This is a genomic window from Devosia sp., assembly GCF_036406155.1.
Lineage (GTDB): Bacteria > Pseudomonadota > Alphaproteobacteria > Rhizobiales > Devosiaceae > Devosia_A.
Genome location: NZ_DASWVV010000242.1, coordinates 23,548 through 37,467, shown reverse-complemented (window position 1 = coordinate 37,467; position 13,920 = coordinate 23,548). Strand labels below are relative to the sequence as shown.

General features: G+C 68.7%; 16 protein-coding genes. 7 read left to right on the top strand and 9 right to left on the bottom strand.

Annotated elements, in window-relative coordinates; genetic code table 11:
- A partial coding sequence (locus tag VGD93_RS16860; protein WP_395013328.1) for a hypothetical protein occupies nt 1–241 on the bottom strand: 241 nt, incomplete at its 3' end.
- 190 nt (nt 242–431) lie between these two features.
- On the opposite strand from VGD93_RS16860, the gene VGD93_RS16855 reads away from it, so the two are divergent.
- Together VGD93_RS16855 and VGD93_RS16850 are read left to right on the top strand one after the other, a co-directional pair.
- Nucleotides 432–1,184 carry an electron transfer flavoprotein subunit beta/FixA family protein gene (locus VGD93_RS16855; RefSeq protein WP_395013327.1) on the top strand — a complete coding sequence of 251 codons (753 nt, stop codon included), beginning with the start codon at nt 432–434 and terminating at the stop codon, nt 1,182–1,184.
- A complete protein-coding gene (locus VGD93_RS16850) occupies nt 1,181–2,110 on the top strand; it encodes an electron transfer flavoprotein subunit alpha/FixB family protein (protein ID WP_395013326.1) in 930 nt (309 codons plus the stop codon). Before VGD93_RS16855 ends, VGD93_RS16850 begins: the two co-directional genes overlap by 4 nt.
- A gap of 41 nt (nt 2,111–2,151) precedes the next feature.
- Here VGD93_RS16850 and VGD93_RS16845 read toward each other — a convergent pair whose 3' ends face one another.
- The 4 genes from VGD93_RS16845 to VGD93_RS16830 form a co-directional block, all read right to left on the bottom strand.
- Nucleotides 2,152–3,459, bottom strand: coding sequence for a GH1 family beta-glucosidase (locus VGD93_RS16845; RefSeq protein WP_395013325.1), 1,308 nt, complete (start codon nt 3,457–3,459; stop codon nt 2,152–2,154).
- Nucleotides 3,460–3,587: 128 nt separating this feature from the next.
- Nucleotides 3,588–4,658 (bottom strand): Mrp/NBP35 family ATP-binding protein, encoded by a 1,071-nt coding sequence (locus VGD93_RS16840; RefSeq protein ID WP_395013324.1) that lies wholly within the window; start codon nt 4,656–4,658, stop codon nt 3,588–3,590.
- Nucleotides 4,658–5,311 carry a fructose-6-phosphate aldolase gene (gene fsa / locus VGD93_RS16835; RefSeq protein ID WP_395013323.1) on the bottom strand — a complete coding sequence of 218 codons (654 nt, stop codon included), beginning with the start codon at nt 5,309–5,311 and terminating at the stop codon, nt 4,658–4,660. Before fsa ends, VGD93_RS16840 begins: the two co-directional genes overlap by 1 nt.
- Before the next feature lie 91 nt (nt 5,312–5,402).
- On the bottom strand, nt 5,403–6,587 hold the full coding sequence (locus VGD93_RS16830; protein ID WP_395013322.1) for an aromatic amino acid transaminase: 1,185 nt from the start codon (nt 6,585–6,587) through the stop codon (nt 5,403–5,405).
- 154 nt (nt 6,588–6,741) lie between these two features.
- Here VGD93_RS16830 and VGD93_RS16825 point away from each other — a divergent pair, with 154 nt between their 5' ends.
- Nucleotides 6,742–7,905 carry a M20 aminoacylase family protein gene (locus tag VGD93_RS16825; protein ID WP_395013321.1) on the top strand — a complete coding sequence of 388 codons (1,164 nt, stop codon included), beginning with the start codon at nt 6,742–6,744 and terminating at the stop codon, nt 7,903–7,905.
- Between the two features lie 164 nt (nt 7,906–8,069).
- On the top strand, nt 8,070–8,405 hold the full coding sequence (locus VGD93_RS16820) for a hypothetical protein (RefSeq protein ID WP_395013320.1): 336 nt from the start codon (nt 8,070–8,072) through the stop codon (nt 8,403–8,405).
- A gap of 15 nt (nt 8,406–8,420) precedes the next feature.
- Here the strand turns inward: VGD93_RS16820 and VGD93_RS16815 are convergent, their stop codons facing one another.
- The 3 genes from VGD93_RS16815 to VGD93_RS16805 form a co-directional block, all read right to left on the bottom strand.
- Nucleotides 8,421–10,082, bottom strand: coding sequence for an alpha-amylase family glycosyl hydrolase (locus VGD93_RS16815; protein ID WP_395013319.1), 1,662 nt, complete (start codon nt 10,080–10,082; stop codon nt 8,421–8,423).
- Between the two features lie 119 nt (nt 10,083–10,201).
- Nucleotides 10,202–10,324, bottom strand: a complete 123-nt coding sequence (locus VGD93_RS16810) for a hypothetical protein (protein ID WP_395013318.1) — start codon at nt 10,322–10,324, stop codon at nt 10,202–10,204.
- 75 nt (nt 10,325–10,399) lie between these two features.
- Nucleotides 10,400–11,329, bottom strand: a complete 930-nt coding sequence (locus tag VGD93_RS16805) for a 2-hydroxyacid dehydrogenase (protein ID WP_395013317.1) — start codon at nt 11,327–11,329, stop codon at nt 10,400–10,402.
- A 59-nt stretch (nt 11,330–11,388) separates the two neighbouring features.
- On the opposite strand from VGD93_RS16805, the gene VGD93_RS16800 reads away from it, so the two are divergent.
- Together VGD93_RS16800 and VGD93_RS16795 are read left to right on the top strand one after the other, a co-directional pair.
- Nucleotides 11,389–11,868, top strand: coding sequence for a GNAT family N-acetyltransferase (locus VGD93_RS16800; protein WP_395013316.1), 480 nt, complete (start codon nt 11,389–11,391; stop codon nt 11,866–11,868).
- Between the two features lie 46 nt (nt 11,869–11,914).
- Complete coding sequence (locus tag VGD93_RS16795; RefSeq protein ID WP_395013315.1) at nt 11,915–12,721, top strand: class I SAM-dependent methyltransferase; 807 nt, start codon at nt 11,915–11,917, stop codon at nt 12,719–12,721.
- On the opposite strand, the gene VGD93_RS16790 is transcribed toward VGD93_RS16795, so the two are convergent.
- Nucleotides 12,718–13,662 carry an AEC family transporter gene (locus VGD93_RS16790; protein WP_395013314.1) on the bottom strand — a complete coding sequence of 315 codons (945 nt, stop codon included), beginning with the start codon at nt 13,660–13,662 and terminating at the stop codon, nt 12,718–12,720. The genes VGD93_RS16795 and VGD93_RS16790 overlap by 4 nt on opposite strands.
- Between VGD93_RS16790 and VGD93_RS16785 the strand changes: the two genes are divergently transcribed.
- A complete protein-coding gene (locus VGD93_RS16785; protein ID WP_395013313.1) occupies nt 13,637–13,894 on the top strand; it encodes a hypothetical protein in 258 nt (85 codons plus the stop codon). The genes VGD93_RS16790 and VGD93_RS16785 overlap by 26 nt on opposite strands.
- The last annotated feature ends 26 nt before the right edge of the window (nt 13,895–13,920 follow it).

Below are 13,920 nucleotides of genomic sequence, written 5' to 3'. Positions count from 1 at the left end.
AGGCGCCCTCGATCTCGGCCCGCATGGCGCCCACCTGTGCGCCGGGCGCGACGCCCTCGGGTGCGGCGCCGCCGGCGGTCGCGCTCGCGGACGTCGCCTCGGCGGCCGCGTCATTGTCTTCTTTGAGCACGATGGTCTTGGTACGCCGGAGCATTGCTTCCTCGTTGAAGCGGCCTAACTCGGCTGCGCCGGCATCGGACACGGTCAGCCCCCGCCGGCCGTTGTAGAGCAAAAGGCTCACCCCTTCCGTTCCAGGACGGCGACAATTCGAGCGAAGCCGGCAAGGCTTTGTTTGCCATGGCGGGGGCGCCCCGGGCCCGGCCGGCCCGCCGCGCGCCATCGCGCCCCTCGCCCTTCGCCTTATGGACTCGGCGGGCGTCATCATGCATGAAGCGGCGTGGCCGGGGGGCCGCACTGAGGAAGGAGACAGCATGAAGGTTCTGGTGGCGGTCAAGCGCGTGGTCGACGCCAACCTCCGGGTCCGCGTCAAGCGGGACGGCTCCGGGGTCGAGCTCGACAACGTCAAGATGGCAATGAATCCCTTCGACGAGATCGCTCTCGAGGAGGCGATCCGGCTCAAGGAAAAGGGCGCGGCGACCGAGATCGTCGCGGTGTCGGTTGGCCCGGCCAAGGCCGAGGACACGCTGCGCCAGGCGCTGGCCATGGGTGCCGACCGGGCGATCCTCGTCCAGCATGACGGCCGCACCGAGCCGCTCGGCGTGGCCAAGGTCCTCAAGGCGCTGGCCGCGCGCGAAGCCGCCGACCTGGTGCTGCTGGGCAAGCAGGCGATCGACGACGACTCCAACCAGACCGGGCAGATGCTGGCGGCGCTGATGGGCCGCGGCCAGGCAACGTTTGCGAGCGAGGTCGAGGTTTCCGGCACCACCCTGCGCGTCACCCGCGAGATGGACGGCGGCCTGCGCGTCGTCGAACTCGCGCTGCCGGCGGTCGTCACCGTCGACCTGCGGCTCAACACGCCGCGCTACGCCTCGCTGCCGGCGATCATGAAGGCGCGCAGCAAGCCGCTGGCCAAGGTGCCGGCGGACGAGCTGGGCGTCGACCTCGCGCCCCGGCTGGAAGTGCTGCACACCGAGGAGCCGCCCGCGCGCAAGGGGGGCATTATGGTCGGTTCTGTCGCGGAACTGGTCGACAAACTGCGCACTGAAGCCAAGGTGATTCGATGACAACGCTGCTGCTCGCAGAACACGACAATAACCGCCTCGATGCCCAGACGGCCAACGCCCTGACCGCCGCCGCCGGCCTCGGCCAGCCCGTGCACATACTGGTGGCCGGCAGCGGCTGCGCCGCCGTCGCCGACGCGGCCGCGGCGCTTGGTGGCGTCGCACGCGTGCTCCTCGCCGACGATCCGCGCTACGCCGACCGGGCGGCCGAGCCGCTGGCGGCCCTTATCGTCGAACTCGCGTCCGGCTACGACGCCGTCGTCGCCGCCGCGACCAGCACCGGCAAGGATACGCTGCCGCGCGTCGCCGCCCTGCTCGACGTGATGCAGGTCTCCGACATCGTCACCGTCGAATCCCCCGATACGTTCCGCCGCCTCATCTATGCCGGCAACGCCATCGAGACGGTGCGCGCCACCGACGCCAAGAAAGTCATCACCGTTCGCACCAGCGCCTTCGCCGCCGCCCCTGCCGGCGGCTCGGCCGACATCGCAGCAGTCACCGCCGCCGCCGATCCCGGGCTCGCGCGCGTGGTCGAGGAGCGCACGGCCAAGTCGGACCGCCCGCAGCTTGCCGCCGCGCGCGTCATCGTTTCGGGCGGGCGCGCCTTCGGCAGCAAGGAGCAGTTCGACGCCCTGCTCAACCCGCTGGCCGAAAAGCTCAACGCGGCCATCGGCGCCAGCCGGGCGGCGGTGGACGCGGGCTACGCCGCCAACGAGTTGCAGGTCGGCCAGACCGGCAAGGTGGTGGCGCCCGAGCTCTACATCGCCTGCGGCATCTCGGGAGCCATCCAGCACCTGGCCGGGATGAAGGACTCCAAGGTAATCGTCGCCATCAACAGCGATGCCGACGCCCCCATCTTCGCGCTCGCCGATTACGGCCTCGTCGGCGACATCTTCCAACTGCTGCCGGAGCTGACCGAGGCGCTGTAGTCCCGCCGCGCGGGGCCGGCGACGGTCCCGCGCTGCTGTTGCTAGCGCGTGTTGTGCAGCAGGCCCTGGAAGGCGCGGTAGCTGCCCTTGGGGGTGCGCCGCTGCGTCTCGTAGTCGACGTGAACGAGGCCGAAGCGCGAGGCATAGCCCTCGGCCCATTCGTAGTTGTCGAGCAGCGACCAGGCGAAATAGCCGCGCACGTCGGCACCCTGCTGCCGCGCCGCGAGCACGGCCTTGAGATGGGCGTCGTAGAAGGCGACGCGGCGGCTGTCATCGGTCTCGGACATGCCGTTCTCGGTGATGTAGATCGGCAGCTTGGTGTAGTCGGTCGCAACGCGCACGAGCAGGTCGGTAAGGCCCTGGGGGTAGATCTCCCAGCCAAGGTCGCTCTTTTCGAGCGGGCCGGCGACCCGCCGCGAGCCGAACAGCGGCGCCGCGGGATCGGCGGCGTAGAGGGCGCGCGTATAGTAGTTGACGCCGAGCCAGTCGAGCGGGCGCGACACCACCTCCATGTCGCGCTCGAACGCCTCGGGCAGCCAGGGCGCGAGCAGCGTCGTCAGTTCCTCGGGGTAGCGCCCCTTGAACAGGCCGTCGAGATACCAGCGGTTGAAGAGCGCGTCGCCGTGAGTCTGCGCCGCCCGGTCGGCGGCACCCGCGCCCGCCGCCTCGGATTTTTCGAGGTTGAGCACGATGCCGACATTCTTGGCGCCCTCGGCGCGCAGCGCCGCGACGGCGGTTCCGTGCGCGAAGAGCACATGGTGCATGGCGCGGGAGGCCGCGCGCAGGTCGCGATAGCCGGGGGCGTGCACGCCCAGGTAGTGGCTGAGGAAGGCGACGCACCAGGGCTCGTTGATGGTGGCGATCGCGGCCAGCCGGTCGCCGAAATGGTGGGCGACAACGGCGGCGTATTCCGCGAACCAGCCGGCGACGTCGCGGTTCATCCAGCCGCCCCGATCCTGCAGCGGGGAAGGCAGGTCCCAGTGGTAGAGCGTGGCGAAGGGCTTGATGCCGCGCGCCAGCATGCCGTCGACCAGCCGGTCGTAGAAATCGAGGCCGGCCGCGTTAACCGGGCCGGTCCCTTCCGGGAGCAGCCGTGGCCAGGCGAAGGAGAAGCGGTAGGCGTCGAAGCCGCCGTCGCGGACGAGGTCGAGATCCTCGGGCCAGCGATGGTAGTGGTCGACGGCGATGCGACCGGTGTCGCCGTTCTTGATGTTGCCGGGGGTGGCCGAGAAGCTGTCCCAGATCGAGGAGCCGCGGCCGTCGGTCTGGCCACCTTCGATCTGGTAGGCGGCGGTGGCGACGCCGAAGAGGAACCCCGGGCCGAAATCGCCGCGATCTACCGAAAACATGCTTTCCTCCCCGCTCTGCCGAAAAACCCCGTTCAGGATCCGTTGACCGGCGTCGTTGCCTTGGGGCAACGCGTCGATGTAATCGATTACAGTAGCAGTGCGGGCGGCGCCTGTCACCCCGCCCCCGGCTAGGGGCGGAGCGCCGGGTTCTGGTTCAGGATGGCCTGCGCAAGCGCCCGGAAGGCCTTGGCTTCCGGGCCGTCCGGGGCGGTGGCGGTGACCGGGGTGCCGGCATCCGAGGTCTCGCGAATGCCCATGACCAGCGGGACCTCGCCGAGGAACGGTATCCCCATCGATTCGGCAGCCTTTTTCGCTCCGCCATGGCCGAAGATGTCGTAGCGCTTGCCGGTGTCCGGAGCGACGAAATAGCTCATGTTCTCGACCAGCCCGAGCACCGGCACCTCGGTGCGGCGGAACATGTCGATGGCCTTGGTGGCGTCGATCAGCGACAGGTCCTGGGGCGTCGAGACGATCACGGCGCCGACCAGAGGCACTTGTTGGACAAGGGAAATCTGGATGTCCCCGGTCCCCGGCGGCAGGTCGACGACGAGCACGTCGAGCCCGCCCCAGTCGGTTTCGCGCAGCAGCTGGCGCAGCGCCGACGTCGCCATCGGGCCGCGCCAGACGACGGCCTGGCCGGGATGCAGCATGGCGCCGATCGACATGGCGGCGATGCCGAAGGCCCGGTGCGGCACGAAGATGCCGTCCTCGCGGATCGCGGTCTTGCCGTCGAGACCGAGCAGGCGCGGCACCGACGGGCCGTACAGGTCGGCATCGAGGATGGCCGTGCGCAGGCCCTCGGCGGCGAGCGACAGCGCCAGGTTGACGGCGACGGTCGACTTGCCGACGCCGCCCTTGCCGGAACCGACGGCGAGGATATGCCGGATCCCGGCGACCGCCTCCTTGGGCGGCGGGCCGGGCTTGCGGACGTGGGCATGCCCAGCCGCCGACTTCTCGGAGGTGAGGGAAACCAGCACCTTGCGGCCCTCGGCGATGCGCTCCACCACCTCGAGGGCGGCGGTGCGGACCGGGCCGAAAGCCGGTTCCATCCCCGGCGCCACGGTGATGGCGAGCGCGATCGCGCCCGAGGTCACGATGATGTCGGAGAGCCCGGCATAGCCGGCCAGGTTGCCGCCGCCGGGGATTTCCACGTCGGCCAGGGCTGCCTTCACGGCGGCGGCGGTCTTTGCGTCGGCCATCAGAGTATCGACTGCCCCGTGGCCTTCCAGTCCTTGACGAAATTCGCCAGGCCCACGGTGGTCAGCGGATGGTCGGCAAGCTTGCGGATCACCGCCGGCGGGATGGTGGCGACGTCGGCGCCAGCCAGCGCCGCCTGCGTCACGTGGTTGGGCGAACGGATCGAGGCGGCGAGAATCTCGGTCGAGAAGGCATAGTTGTCGTAGATGGTGCGGATGTTCTGGATCAGCTCCATGCCTTCGAGATTGATGTCGTCGAGGCGACCCACGAAGGGCGAGATATAGGCCGCACCGACCTTGGCGGCGAGCAGCGCCTGGTTGGGCGAGAAGCACAGCGTCACGTTGACCGGGATGCCGGCGCTGCTCAGATGCCGGCAGGCCTTGAGCCCGTCGAAGGTGAGCGGCACCTTGACCACGACGTTGTCCGCGATCTTGGCGAGGCGCTCGCCCTCGCGCATCATGCCGTCGAAATCGGTCGCGGCCACTTCGGCCGACACCGGCCCGGCCACCACCTTGCAGATATCGGCGATCAGTTCCTTGAAATCGCGGCCCGACTTGGCAACGAGCGAGGGGTTGGTGGTCACCCCGTCGAGCAGCCCGGTATCGGACAGCTCCTCGATTTCCTTGAAATCACCCGTGTCGACGAAGAATTTCATCGTTTCCCTCCAGGAAACTGGTTTTTCTCATTCATGCGGCGTCCCGACTGTGCCGCACCGCGCACCTGCGCCGCAAGGTCCATCGGGACAGTCACCCGACGGCAGCGAGCAGCCGGTCGGCCAGTTCGCCAATCCGGTCCTCGGGAATGCCCGCGACGTTGATGCGGCTGTCGTTGATCATATAGACGCCGTCGTCAACCTTGAGCCGCGCAACCACGTCCTCAGGCAGGCCCAGGAGCGAAAACATTCCCGTGTGCCGCGCCAGGAAGTCGAAATCCGTCGCGTTGGAGCGCTGCCGGATGGCCTCCGCCAGCTTCTCGCGCAGCCGCTTCATGCGCTCCCGCATGGCGGTGAGCTCGGCCTCCCACTCGGCCCTTAGTGCGGCGTCCCCAAGGATGATGCGGACGATTTCGGCCCCGTGGTCGGGGGTCTGCGAAATGCTGGCGCGCAGCACGTTCTGCATCTGGCTGGAGACGATGTCGGCGTCCGCCGCGTTGCGGGCGATGGCGATTGCGACCCCGGCCCGCTCCCGGTAGAGGCCGAAATTCTTGGAGGCGGAGAAGGCCACCATTGCTTCAGGCACCGCGGCGACAACCCGGCGCGTGCCATAGGCGTCCGCCTCGATGCCGTCGCCGAAGCCCAGATAGGCGAGGTCGATCAGGGGAAAGGCGCCGGTGCGTGCGAGGCTCGCGGCAATGGTATCCCACTGCTCGGGCGACAGGCTGGCGCCGGTGGGATTGTGGCAGCACCCGTGCAGCAGCACGATGTCGTCCGGCGTCAGGCCATCGAGGACACCCATCATGGCGCCGAAATCGACCTGGCGCGTGCGGGGATCAAAATAGGGGTAGCTGTGCGGGACCAGCCCGGCCGCCTCGACCAGCGGCCAATGGTTGGGCCAGCTCGGATCGGAAATGTAGATCCTGCCGCCCGGGCGGGCGCGCCCCAGGACGTGGGCGAGGACCATGAGCGCGCCGGTGCCGCCATTGCCGTTGACCGTGCGGATGCGGCCGGCATCGACGACTCCGCCCAGCGCCAGGTCGACCACGGCGGACGAAAAGCCGCGATTGCCGACCACGCCGACATAGGTCTTGGTCCGGGCGGTCTCGTTCATGCGTTTCTCCGCCTTGCGTACCGCGCTCATGATCGGCGTGTTGCCGGTCTCGTCCTTGTAGACGCCGACCCCGAGGTCGATCTTGTCGGTGCGCGGATCGGCGGCGTACTCGGCCATCAGGACAAAAATCTTGTCCAGCGTGGCTTTGCTGAGGGTTTCGAACATGTTGGCAGTCCAGGCGGGAAATGCCCGCCGTGTTTACTGGCCGGAGGGGGGATTTGCAATCGCCTCACGCCCCCTGCCCCGGGGTGGCCGCCTCGGGTTGACGCCCCACACTTCCAACCGGCACATTGAAATCCCAAAGGTTTCAGGGTCCGACATGCCAGTCATCAACCGAATCGCGGACTTCCATGGCGAAATTGCCGCATGGCGACGCGACCTGCACGCCCATCCCGAGCTGCAATACGACGTGCACCGCACCGCCGACAGGGTCGCCACCCTGCTGCGGGAGTTCGGGGTCGATGAAGTCGTGACCGGCATCGGGCGGACGGGCGTCGTCGGCGTCATCCGCGGGCGCGGCCCGGGCAAGACCATCGGCCTCAGGGCCGACATGGACGCCCTGCCCATCACCGAGCGCACCGGCAAGCCCTATGCGAGTACGGTGAGCGGCAGGATGCATGCCTGCGGCCATGACGGGCACACCGCCATGCTGCTCGGCGCGGCCCGCTACCTCGCCGAGACGCGCGCCTTCGACGGCTCGGCGGTCGTCATCTTCCAGCCGGCGGAAGAAGGCGGCGCCGGCGGCCGCGCCATGGTCGAAGACGGGCTCATGGGGCGCTTCGGCATCGAGGAAGTCTACGGCATGCACAACATCCCCGGGCTGGCCGCCGGGTCCTTCGGCATCCGCGAGGGCGGCATCATGGCCGCCAGCGACCAGTTCTCCATCCTGATCGAGGGCGTCGGCGGGCACGCGGCGCTGCCCCACAACACCATCGATCCGGTGATGGTGGCGGCGCAGCTGATCACGGCGCTGCACACCATCGTGTCGCGCAATGTCGACCCCATGCGCCATGCGGTGCTGTCGGTCACCATGGTCGAGGCGGGCGAGGCCTTCAACGTCATCCCGCGCACGGTGAAGCTCACCGGCACCATCCGCACGCTGGACGAGCAGGTGCGCACGGTCATGGAGACGCAGCTGCGCACCGTCACCAGCAGCCTGGTGGAGGCCTTCGGGGCGACCGCGGAAATCCATTACCGCCACGGCTATCCGGTGACCGTCAACGCCCCGGCGCAGACGGCCTATGCCGCCAAGGTCGCCGCCGAGATAGCCGGCCCCGAGCGCGTCAATGCCAATGCCGACGCCACCATGGGCGGCGAGGATTTTTCCTACATGCTGCAGGCACGGCCGGGCGCCTACATCTTCATCGGCAACGGCGACTCCAGCGAGCTGCACACCGACACCTACGACTTCAACGACGACATCATTCCCGCCGGCGTGAGCTACTGGGTGCGCCTTGTCGAGAACGCCTCGCGTACCGCCTGATGGCGGCACGGCCCATGATATTGCCCGAATGAGCGGATGAAATGGGGTCGACCCACTTGCACCGCATCCGTTTCGATGGGAGCAGGGGTGCGAAACCCTCGACTTGTCCGCCTGATCGACGCACCCGAAAGTCCGCCGACCAGCCCTATGGAGACTGCCGCCCGATGCGCCACGCGATTCTGCTTCCGCTGACCTTTTTCGCCCTCACCACGGGCGCGCTGGCCGCGCAGCCGGACTGCGAGAATTATGGCCCCGGTGTCCATTTCAGCTTCAGGATGCAGGTGGGCGCCGACTACACCGAGGAGGAGCAGGCGATCTTCGACCAGATGCACCTGAGGCAGAACGGCATCATCGCCCGCGACACGCGGCGCACGGCGAAAGGCTGCATCGAGGCCTGGGTCCCCGATGGCGCCGGCGGCTTCGAGACGAGATACTACGATCCGCGCAACCTCGAAGGCGGCCGCTTTCCGCCGGGGGCCCTGCGGCTGCAGCTCGATTGAGGTCGCGGCAGCGCGTCAGGCCGCCGCCCGTCGCCGCCGCCGATTGAACTTGACCTGCATGCCGCCGGCGCCTCGCGGCTCGCTGAACACGGCAAACCCGTTTCCCGCCAGCGTCAGCCGCGTACGGCCGAGCCGCGCGCCCTGCGACAGCGGCAGGACGTCACCCGGCGCCCCCGTCACGGTGACGCGGACCGGCTGCGGCGACAGGTTGAAGATGCACACGAGGTTCGCGTCCGGGCCCGAGCGGCGGAAGGCGAGCACGGGCTCGCTGGTCCGGAGGAACTCGATGTCGCCATCGATCAGCGCGGCGTGCTCGCGGCGAAAGGCGAGCGCCTGCCGGTAGAAGTTCAGCATGGAGCCCGGATCGGCGTCCTGCGCCGCCACGTTCAGTGCGGCGTGCTCCGGCTTGACCGGGAGCCACGGCCGCCCGGTGGTGAAGCCGTTCGGAGGGTCGCCCGGCTCCCACGGCATCGGCGTACGGCAGCCGTCGCGGCCCTTGTACTCGGGCCAGAAGCGGATGCCGGGCGGGTCGGTCAGTTCCTCGAACAGGATGTCCGCCTCGGGCAAGCCCAGCTCCTCGCCCTGGTAGACGCATACCGAGCCCCTGAGCGTCAGCAGCAGCATGGCGGCCTGCCGGCCCAACGCGGCCGGGTCGGCCGCGTGCGCGGCCCAGCGCGTGACGTGGCGCTGCACGTCGTGGTTGGAGAAGCTCCAGCATGGCCAGCCGTCCCCGCCGGCGCCGAAGAAGCGCTGCACGCGGGTGCGGAAATGCTCGGCCGAGAACGGCTCGCCGAGCATCTCGAAGGAGTAGCACATGTGCAGCTTGTCGCCGCCGGAGGTGTATTCGGACATCAGCGCCAGCCCCTTGTGGCTGTCGCCGACCTCCCCCACCGAGGTGGTATCGGGGAACTGGTCGAGCAGCGCCCGCACGCGGCGCAGGAAGGCGACGTTCTCCGGCTGGCTCTTGGAGTAGCGGTGCTCCTGCATGTCGTAGGGATTGACCGCATACGGCAGGTGCCGGGGGCGCCGGGCCGCCGGATTGTTCCTCAGCGCCCGGTCGTGGAAGAAGTAGTTGACCGTGTCGAGCCGGAAGCCGTCGACGCCGCGCTCCAGCCAGAAGCGCATGACATCGAGTGCCGCCTCCTGCACGGCGGGGTTGTGGAAGTTCAGGTCCGGCTGGCTGGCGAGGAAATTGTGGAGATAGTACTGGCCGCGGCTGGGGTTCCACTCCCAGGCGCGGCCGCCGAACACGGAGGGCCAGTTATTGGGCGGCGAGCCGTCCTTCCTGGGATCGGCCCACACGTACCAGTCGGCGCGGGCATTGGTGCGCGACACGCGGCTCTCGCGGAACCAGGGATGCTTGTCGGAGGTGTGGCTCAGCACCTGGTCGATGATGACCTTGAGGCCGAGGTCGTGGGCGCGGCGAACCAGCGAATCGAAGTCCTCGAGCGTCCCGAACAGGCGGTCGACGTCCTTGTAGTTGGAGACGTCGTAGCCCATGTCCTCCTGCGGGCTTTCGAAGATCGGCGACAGCCAGACGGCGTCGACGCCGAGGCGCGCGACGTGGTCGAGCCGCTGCATGATGCCGGCGAGGTCGCCGACGCCGTCGCCGTTGGTATCCTGGAACGAGCGCGGATAGATCTGGTAGATCACCGCGCCGCGCCACCACTCCCGCATCCGGTTGCCTCCCATGCGTCCGCCCCCGGCAAGCGTCTCACATCCCGGCCGGCCCGCACAACCACCCGCGCTGCAGCACGCGACGCGGGGTCAGGTTGACCGGCACCGACGGAAGCGAATTAGGCAAGGGTGAAGAGCGGGGCGGCGGAAATGCCGATGAGCACGGCCCCCACGACGAGCCCGGCCAGCACGATGAACATCGTCACGAAGGAGGCAATACGCGGCCGCAATTCCGATTTCATCGCCTGTCCTTCCGGCCATCCCAGAGCCGGCAGTGTGGCGCAGGCAAGCTGACCGGAGCCTGACAAGGCGTGACGCTAGACCACCGCGCTCGGCAGCGGCTCGCCGGCGAAATGGGCGTCGAGATTGGCGACGACCAGCGCGCCCATGCGCTCGCGCGTCTGCCGCGTGCCGCTGCCCTGGTGCGGCGAGAGGACGACGTTGTCGAGACCGAACAGCGCCTCGGGGACATGCGGCTCGTGTTCGAACACGTCCAGCGCCGCGCCGCCCAGTTCGCCGCTCTGCAGCAGTTCCACCAGGGCAGCCTCGTCGACCAGGGTGCCGCGCCCCAGATTGACGAAGCCGCCCGCCGGGCCGAGGGCGGCAAGCACCTCGCGCGAGACCATCCGGTACGTCTCGCGGCCGCCGGGCGCCACGGCGACGAGCCAGTCGCAGTCGCGGGCCATGTCGAGGAGCGAACTGTAGTACACATAGGGCTCGTAGGGCTGGCGGTGGCGGCCATGATAGACGACGCGCATCTTCATGGCCTGGGCGCGCGTGGCGATCTCCTTGCCGATGCGGCCCAGCCCGAGAATGCCGAGGGTCTTGCCGTTGAGTTCGGCTTGCAGCGGAAAGCCGGCTTTCGCCCACCCTCCCCCGCGTACGTAGCGGTCGGCCTGCGGGATGTGGCGGGCAAGCGCCACCATGAGGCCGATGGCGAGTTCGGCCACCGCATCGTTGAGGACCTCGGGCGTGTTGGTCACCCGCAGGCGGCGGGACCGCGCGGCCTCGGTGTCGACGCTGTCGTAGCCGACGCCAAAGACGGCGATGATCTCGAGCCGGGGCAGCCGGTCCATGAGGGCGGCGTCGACATGCCCGCCGGCCGTGGCGCGCACGCGCGGGGCGACGTCGGCGAGCAGCGCCTGCCGGTCGGCGGCGTCAAACAGGCGGTGAACGACATAGCGCTCGGCCAATGCCTGTTCGCAGCGCGCGGGAAGCCTCTGGGTTTGCAGGATTTCGATCGCCATGATTGCTTTCCGTCGCGGTTGGGCCTTTGCTTCTTAAGAGGAGTCTGGCGGCAAGTCGAATGCGCGACGACATCGAGGTGAAAACGGCGGGAGAGGCCGACCGCGAGTGGATCCGGCGGCAGCTCACGGAAAACTGGGGCGGCCACATGGTGGTGCTGCGCGGCGAACTGCTGGACGTGACGCGCTATCCGGCGTTGATCGCCGGTGATCGCGAGGGGCTGCTGCATTATCGGGCGCTCGACCGCGACGTGTGCGAGATCGTGACCCTCGAGGCGTTCCGCACCGGCCGCGGCATCGGTACGGTCCTGGTGGAGACGCTGGCAGCCCGGGCCCGGGCCGACGGTCACCGGCGCCTGCTGGTCGTCACCACCAACGACAACCTCGATGCCTTGCGCTTCTACCAGGCGCGGGGCTTCCGGCTGCAGGCGCTGCGACCCGGGGCGGTCGAGGCGGCGCGCCGGCTGAAGCCCGAGATCGCGCCGACGGGAAACTACGGGCTGCCGATCAGGGACGAACTGGAGCTGGCACGGGAGCTGTAGCGGAGATTTGAGCCGGGGGCGCGAGAGCATCAAAGGAGGACCGACGATGCGCGACACATCCCGCCACGACGCTTGGGGAGACGGCGACGCCTACGACGCCTACATGGGACGCTGGAGCCGCCGCGTCGCCCCGCTTTTTCTCGACTGGCTGGCGACCCCGCCGCAAGCGGAGTGGCTCGAGGTGGGCTGCGGCACCGGCGCCCTGTCGCGCACGATTGTGGAGCGCTGCGACCCGAAACATCTCGTCGCCATCGAGCCGTCAGCGGGGTTCATCGCGCGAGCACGGGCAAACGTGGCCGACGACAGGGTGGAATTCCGGGTCGGGGACGCGCAGGCGCTCGACCTCGAGACGGCCAGCCGCGACGCGATCGTTTCCGGTCTCGTCCTCAATTTCGTGCCCGACAAGGTCAGGGCGCTGTCGGAGATGAAGCGGGTCGCCCGCGCGGGTGCGGTCATCGCCTTCTACGTATGGGACTATGCCGGAGGCGGGCTCGAGTTCCTGCGATGGTTCTGGCGGGTGGCGACGGCGCTCGACCCCGATGCGGCGGAACTCACCGAAAACCGGCGCTTTCCCTTCGCCACGGCTTCGGGCCTGACCGCGCTGGCCACCGATGCAGGGCTCTCGACCGTCGAGTGCATTCCGGTCGAAGTCGCCACGACGTTCAAGGACTTCGACGACTACTGGACGCCGTTCACGCTCGGTGCGGGGCCGGCCCCCGGCTACTGCAGGAGCCTCGCGCCGGACGCGCGCGAACGCCTGCAGCAAGGCCTGCGCGACAGCCTTCCCCGGGACGCCGACGGTCGCATCCCCCTGTCGGCGCGCGCGTGGGCGGTACGGGCGCTGGCGCGCTAGGAGGACGCCGGCGACAGCACGTACAGCCAGGCCGAGACGGTGACGATGGAGGCGGCGGTCGAGATCAGCAGCGTGTTGGTGGCCACGTTCACCCCGCGCTTGTAGTAGGTGGCGAAGACATAGACGTTGATGCCTGCCGGCATGGCGGCCAGCAGCACCCCGTATCTTGCGATCGCCGGGTCGACGCCGAGGACCGGCACCATCAGCACCCAGGCGATGGCCGGGTGGACCACCAGCTGGAACGTCGCCATGGCCAGGGCCTGCGGCCAGTTGTCGGCCAGCCGGTACTCGTTGAGCGCGCCGCCCATGCCGAACAAGGCCGCCGGCAGGACGGCGGCGGACATCATCGCAAGGAAGGCCAGCGCCGGCTCGGGCAGCACGAGCTTGTTGGCATTGGCGAGCAGGCCGAGGGCGACGCCCCACAGCAGGGGGTTGCTCAGGATGCGCAGCGCCGCGGAGCCCAGCGCCCGGTGCAGCGGGGCAGCGTCGCGACGCACCAGTTCCATCACCACCATGCCAAGGGTGATGAGGACCGGCGCATGGAAGGCGATGATCGAGAACACCACCGGCAGCGCCGCGTCGCCATAGGCGCGCTGCAGGATGGGGATGCCCAGCAGCACGGTGTTCGAGAACATTGCCGCGAAGCCCGAGGACACCGCCTCCCCCGGCTTGTTGCCGAAGATCCTGATGGCGATGACGGTGCCGGCAACGAGCGAGAACAGGGCGCCGGCGTAGAACGGGCCGATGATCCCGAGATTGAACGCGGTGCCGAAATCCGACCGCAGCATGGCGTCGAAGAGCAGGCAGGGCGCCGCGAAATTGTTGACGAAGACGACCAGTCCACGCACGCCTTCCGTTGGAAACACGCGGAAACGCACGGCAAGGTTGCCGAGCGCGACGATGGCGAAGACTGGGATGACGATGTTGAAGATGGCGAACATGGCGGGCTTCCGGCAGGTGCCCGACATGACATTGCCTCCCCGCTCGGTCAACGGGCCATTCCGGCGCTTGTTGGAGGGCGCGCCAACCGACGGCTGGCGCAAAGCGGGCCTGGAGCAAGGCGCCAGACGCCGGATCGGGCACCGGGTGCGTCATTGCTCCCGCGCACGAGCCGATTTGAACATCAAAACGAAGATATCGCTACCGAAACGAAATCGCCTCGCCTATACCTGAACCGGAAGCATGGAGGGGCGACGTGG

What these genes read in the sequence shown, in the direction of transcription:
- VGD93_RS16840 (WP_395013324.1), bottom strand. Translation starts at nt 4,658, where the DNA reads ATGGCCGACGCAAAGACCGCCGCCGCCGTGAAGGCAGCCCTGGCCGAC.
- VGD93_RS16845 (WP_395013325.1), bottom strand. Translation starts at nt 3,459, where the DNA reads ATGTTTTCGGTAGATCGCGGCGATTTCGGCCCGGGGTTCCTCTTCGGC.
- VGD93_RS16830 (WP_395013322.1), bottom strand. Translation starts at nt 6,587, where the DNA reads ATGTTCGAAACCCTCAGCAAAGCCACGCTGGACAAGATTTTTGTCCTG.
- VGD93_RS16795 (WP_395013315.1), top strand. Translation starts at nt 11,915, where the DNA reads ATGCGCGACACATCCCGCCACGACGCTTGGGGAGACGGCGACGCCTAC.
- VGD93_RS16850 (WP_395013326.1), top strand. Translation starts at nt 1,181, where the DNA reads ATGACAACGCTGCTGCTCGCAGAACACGACAATAACCGCCTCGATGCC.
- VGD93_RS16805 (WP_395013317.1), bottom strand. Translation starts at nt 11,329, where the DNA reads ATGGCGATCGAAATCCTGCAAACCCAGAGGCTTCCCGCGCGCTGCGAA.
- VGD93_RS16855 (WP_395013327.1), top strand. Translation starts at nt 432, where the DNA reads ATGAAGGTTCTGGTGGCGGTCAAGCGCGTGGTCGACGCCAACCTCCGG.
- VGD93_RS16810 (WP_395013318.1), bottom strand. Translation starts at nt 10,324, where the DNA reads ATGAAATCGGAATTGCGGCCGCGTATTGCCTCCTTCGTGACGATGTTC.
- VGD93_RS16825 (WP_395013321.1), top strand. Translation starts at nt 6,742, where the DNA reads ATGCCAGTCATCAACCGAATCGCGGACTTCCATGGCGAAATTGCCGCA.
- VGD93_RS16790 (WP_395013314.1), bottom strand. Translation starts at nt 13,662, where the DNA reads ATGTTCGCCATCTTCAACATCGTCATCCCAGTCTTCGCCATCGTCGCG.
- VGD93_RS16820 (WP_395013320.1), top strand. Translation starts at nt 8,070, where the DNA reads ATGCGCCACGCGATTCTGCTTCCGCTGACCTTTTTCGCCCTCACCACG.
- VGD93_RS16815 (WP_395013319.1), bottom strand. Translation starts at nt 10,082, where the DNA reads ATGCGGGAGTGGTGGCGCGGCGCGGTGATCTACCAGATCTATCCGCGC.
- VGD93_RS16785 (WP_395013313.1), top strand. Translation starts at nt 13,637, where the DNA reads ATGACGATGTTGAAGATGGCGAACATGGCGGGCTTCCGGCAGGTGCCC.
- fsa (WP_395013323.1), bottom strand. Translation starts at nt 5,311, where the DNA reads ATGAAATTCTTCGTCGACACGGGTGATTTCAAGGAAATCGAGGAGCTG.
- VGD93_RS16800 (WP_395013316.1), top strand. Translation starts at nt 11,389, where the DNA reads ATGCGCGACGACATCGAGGTGAAAACGGCGGGAGAGGCCGACCGCGAG.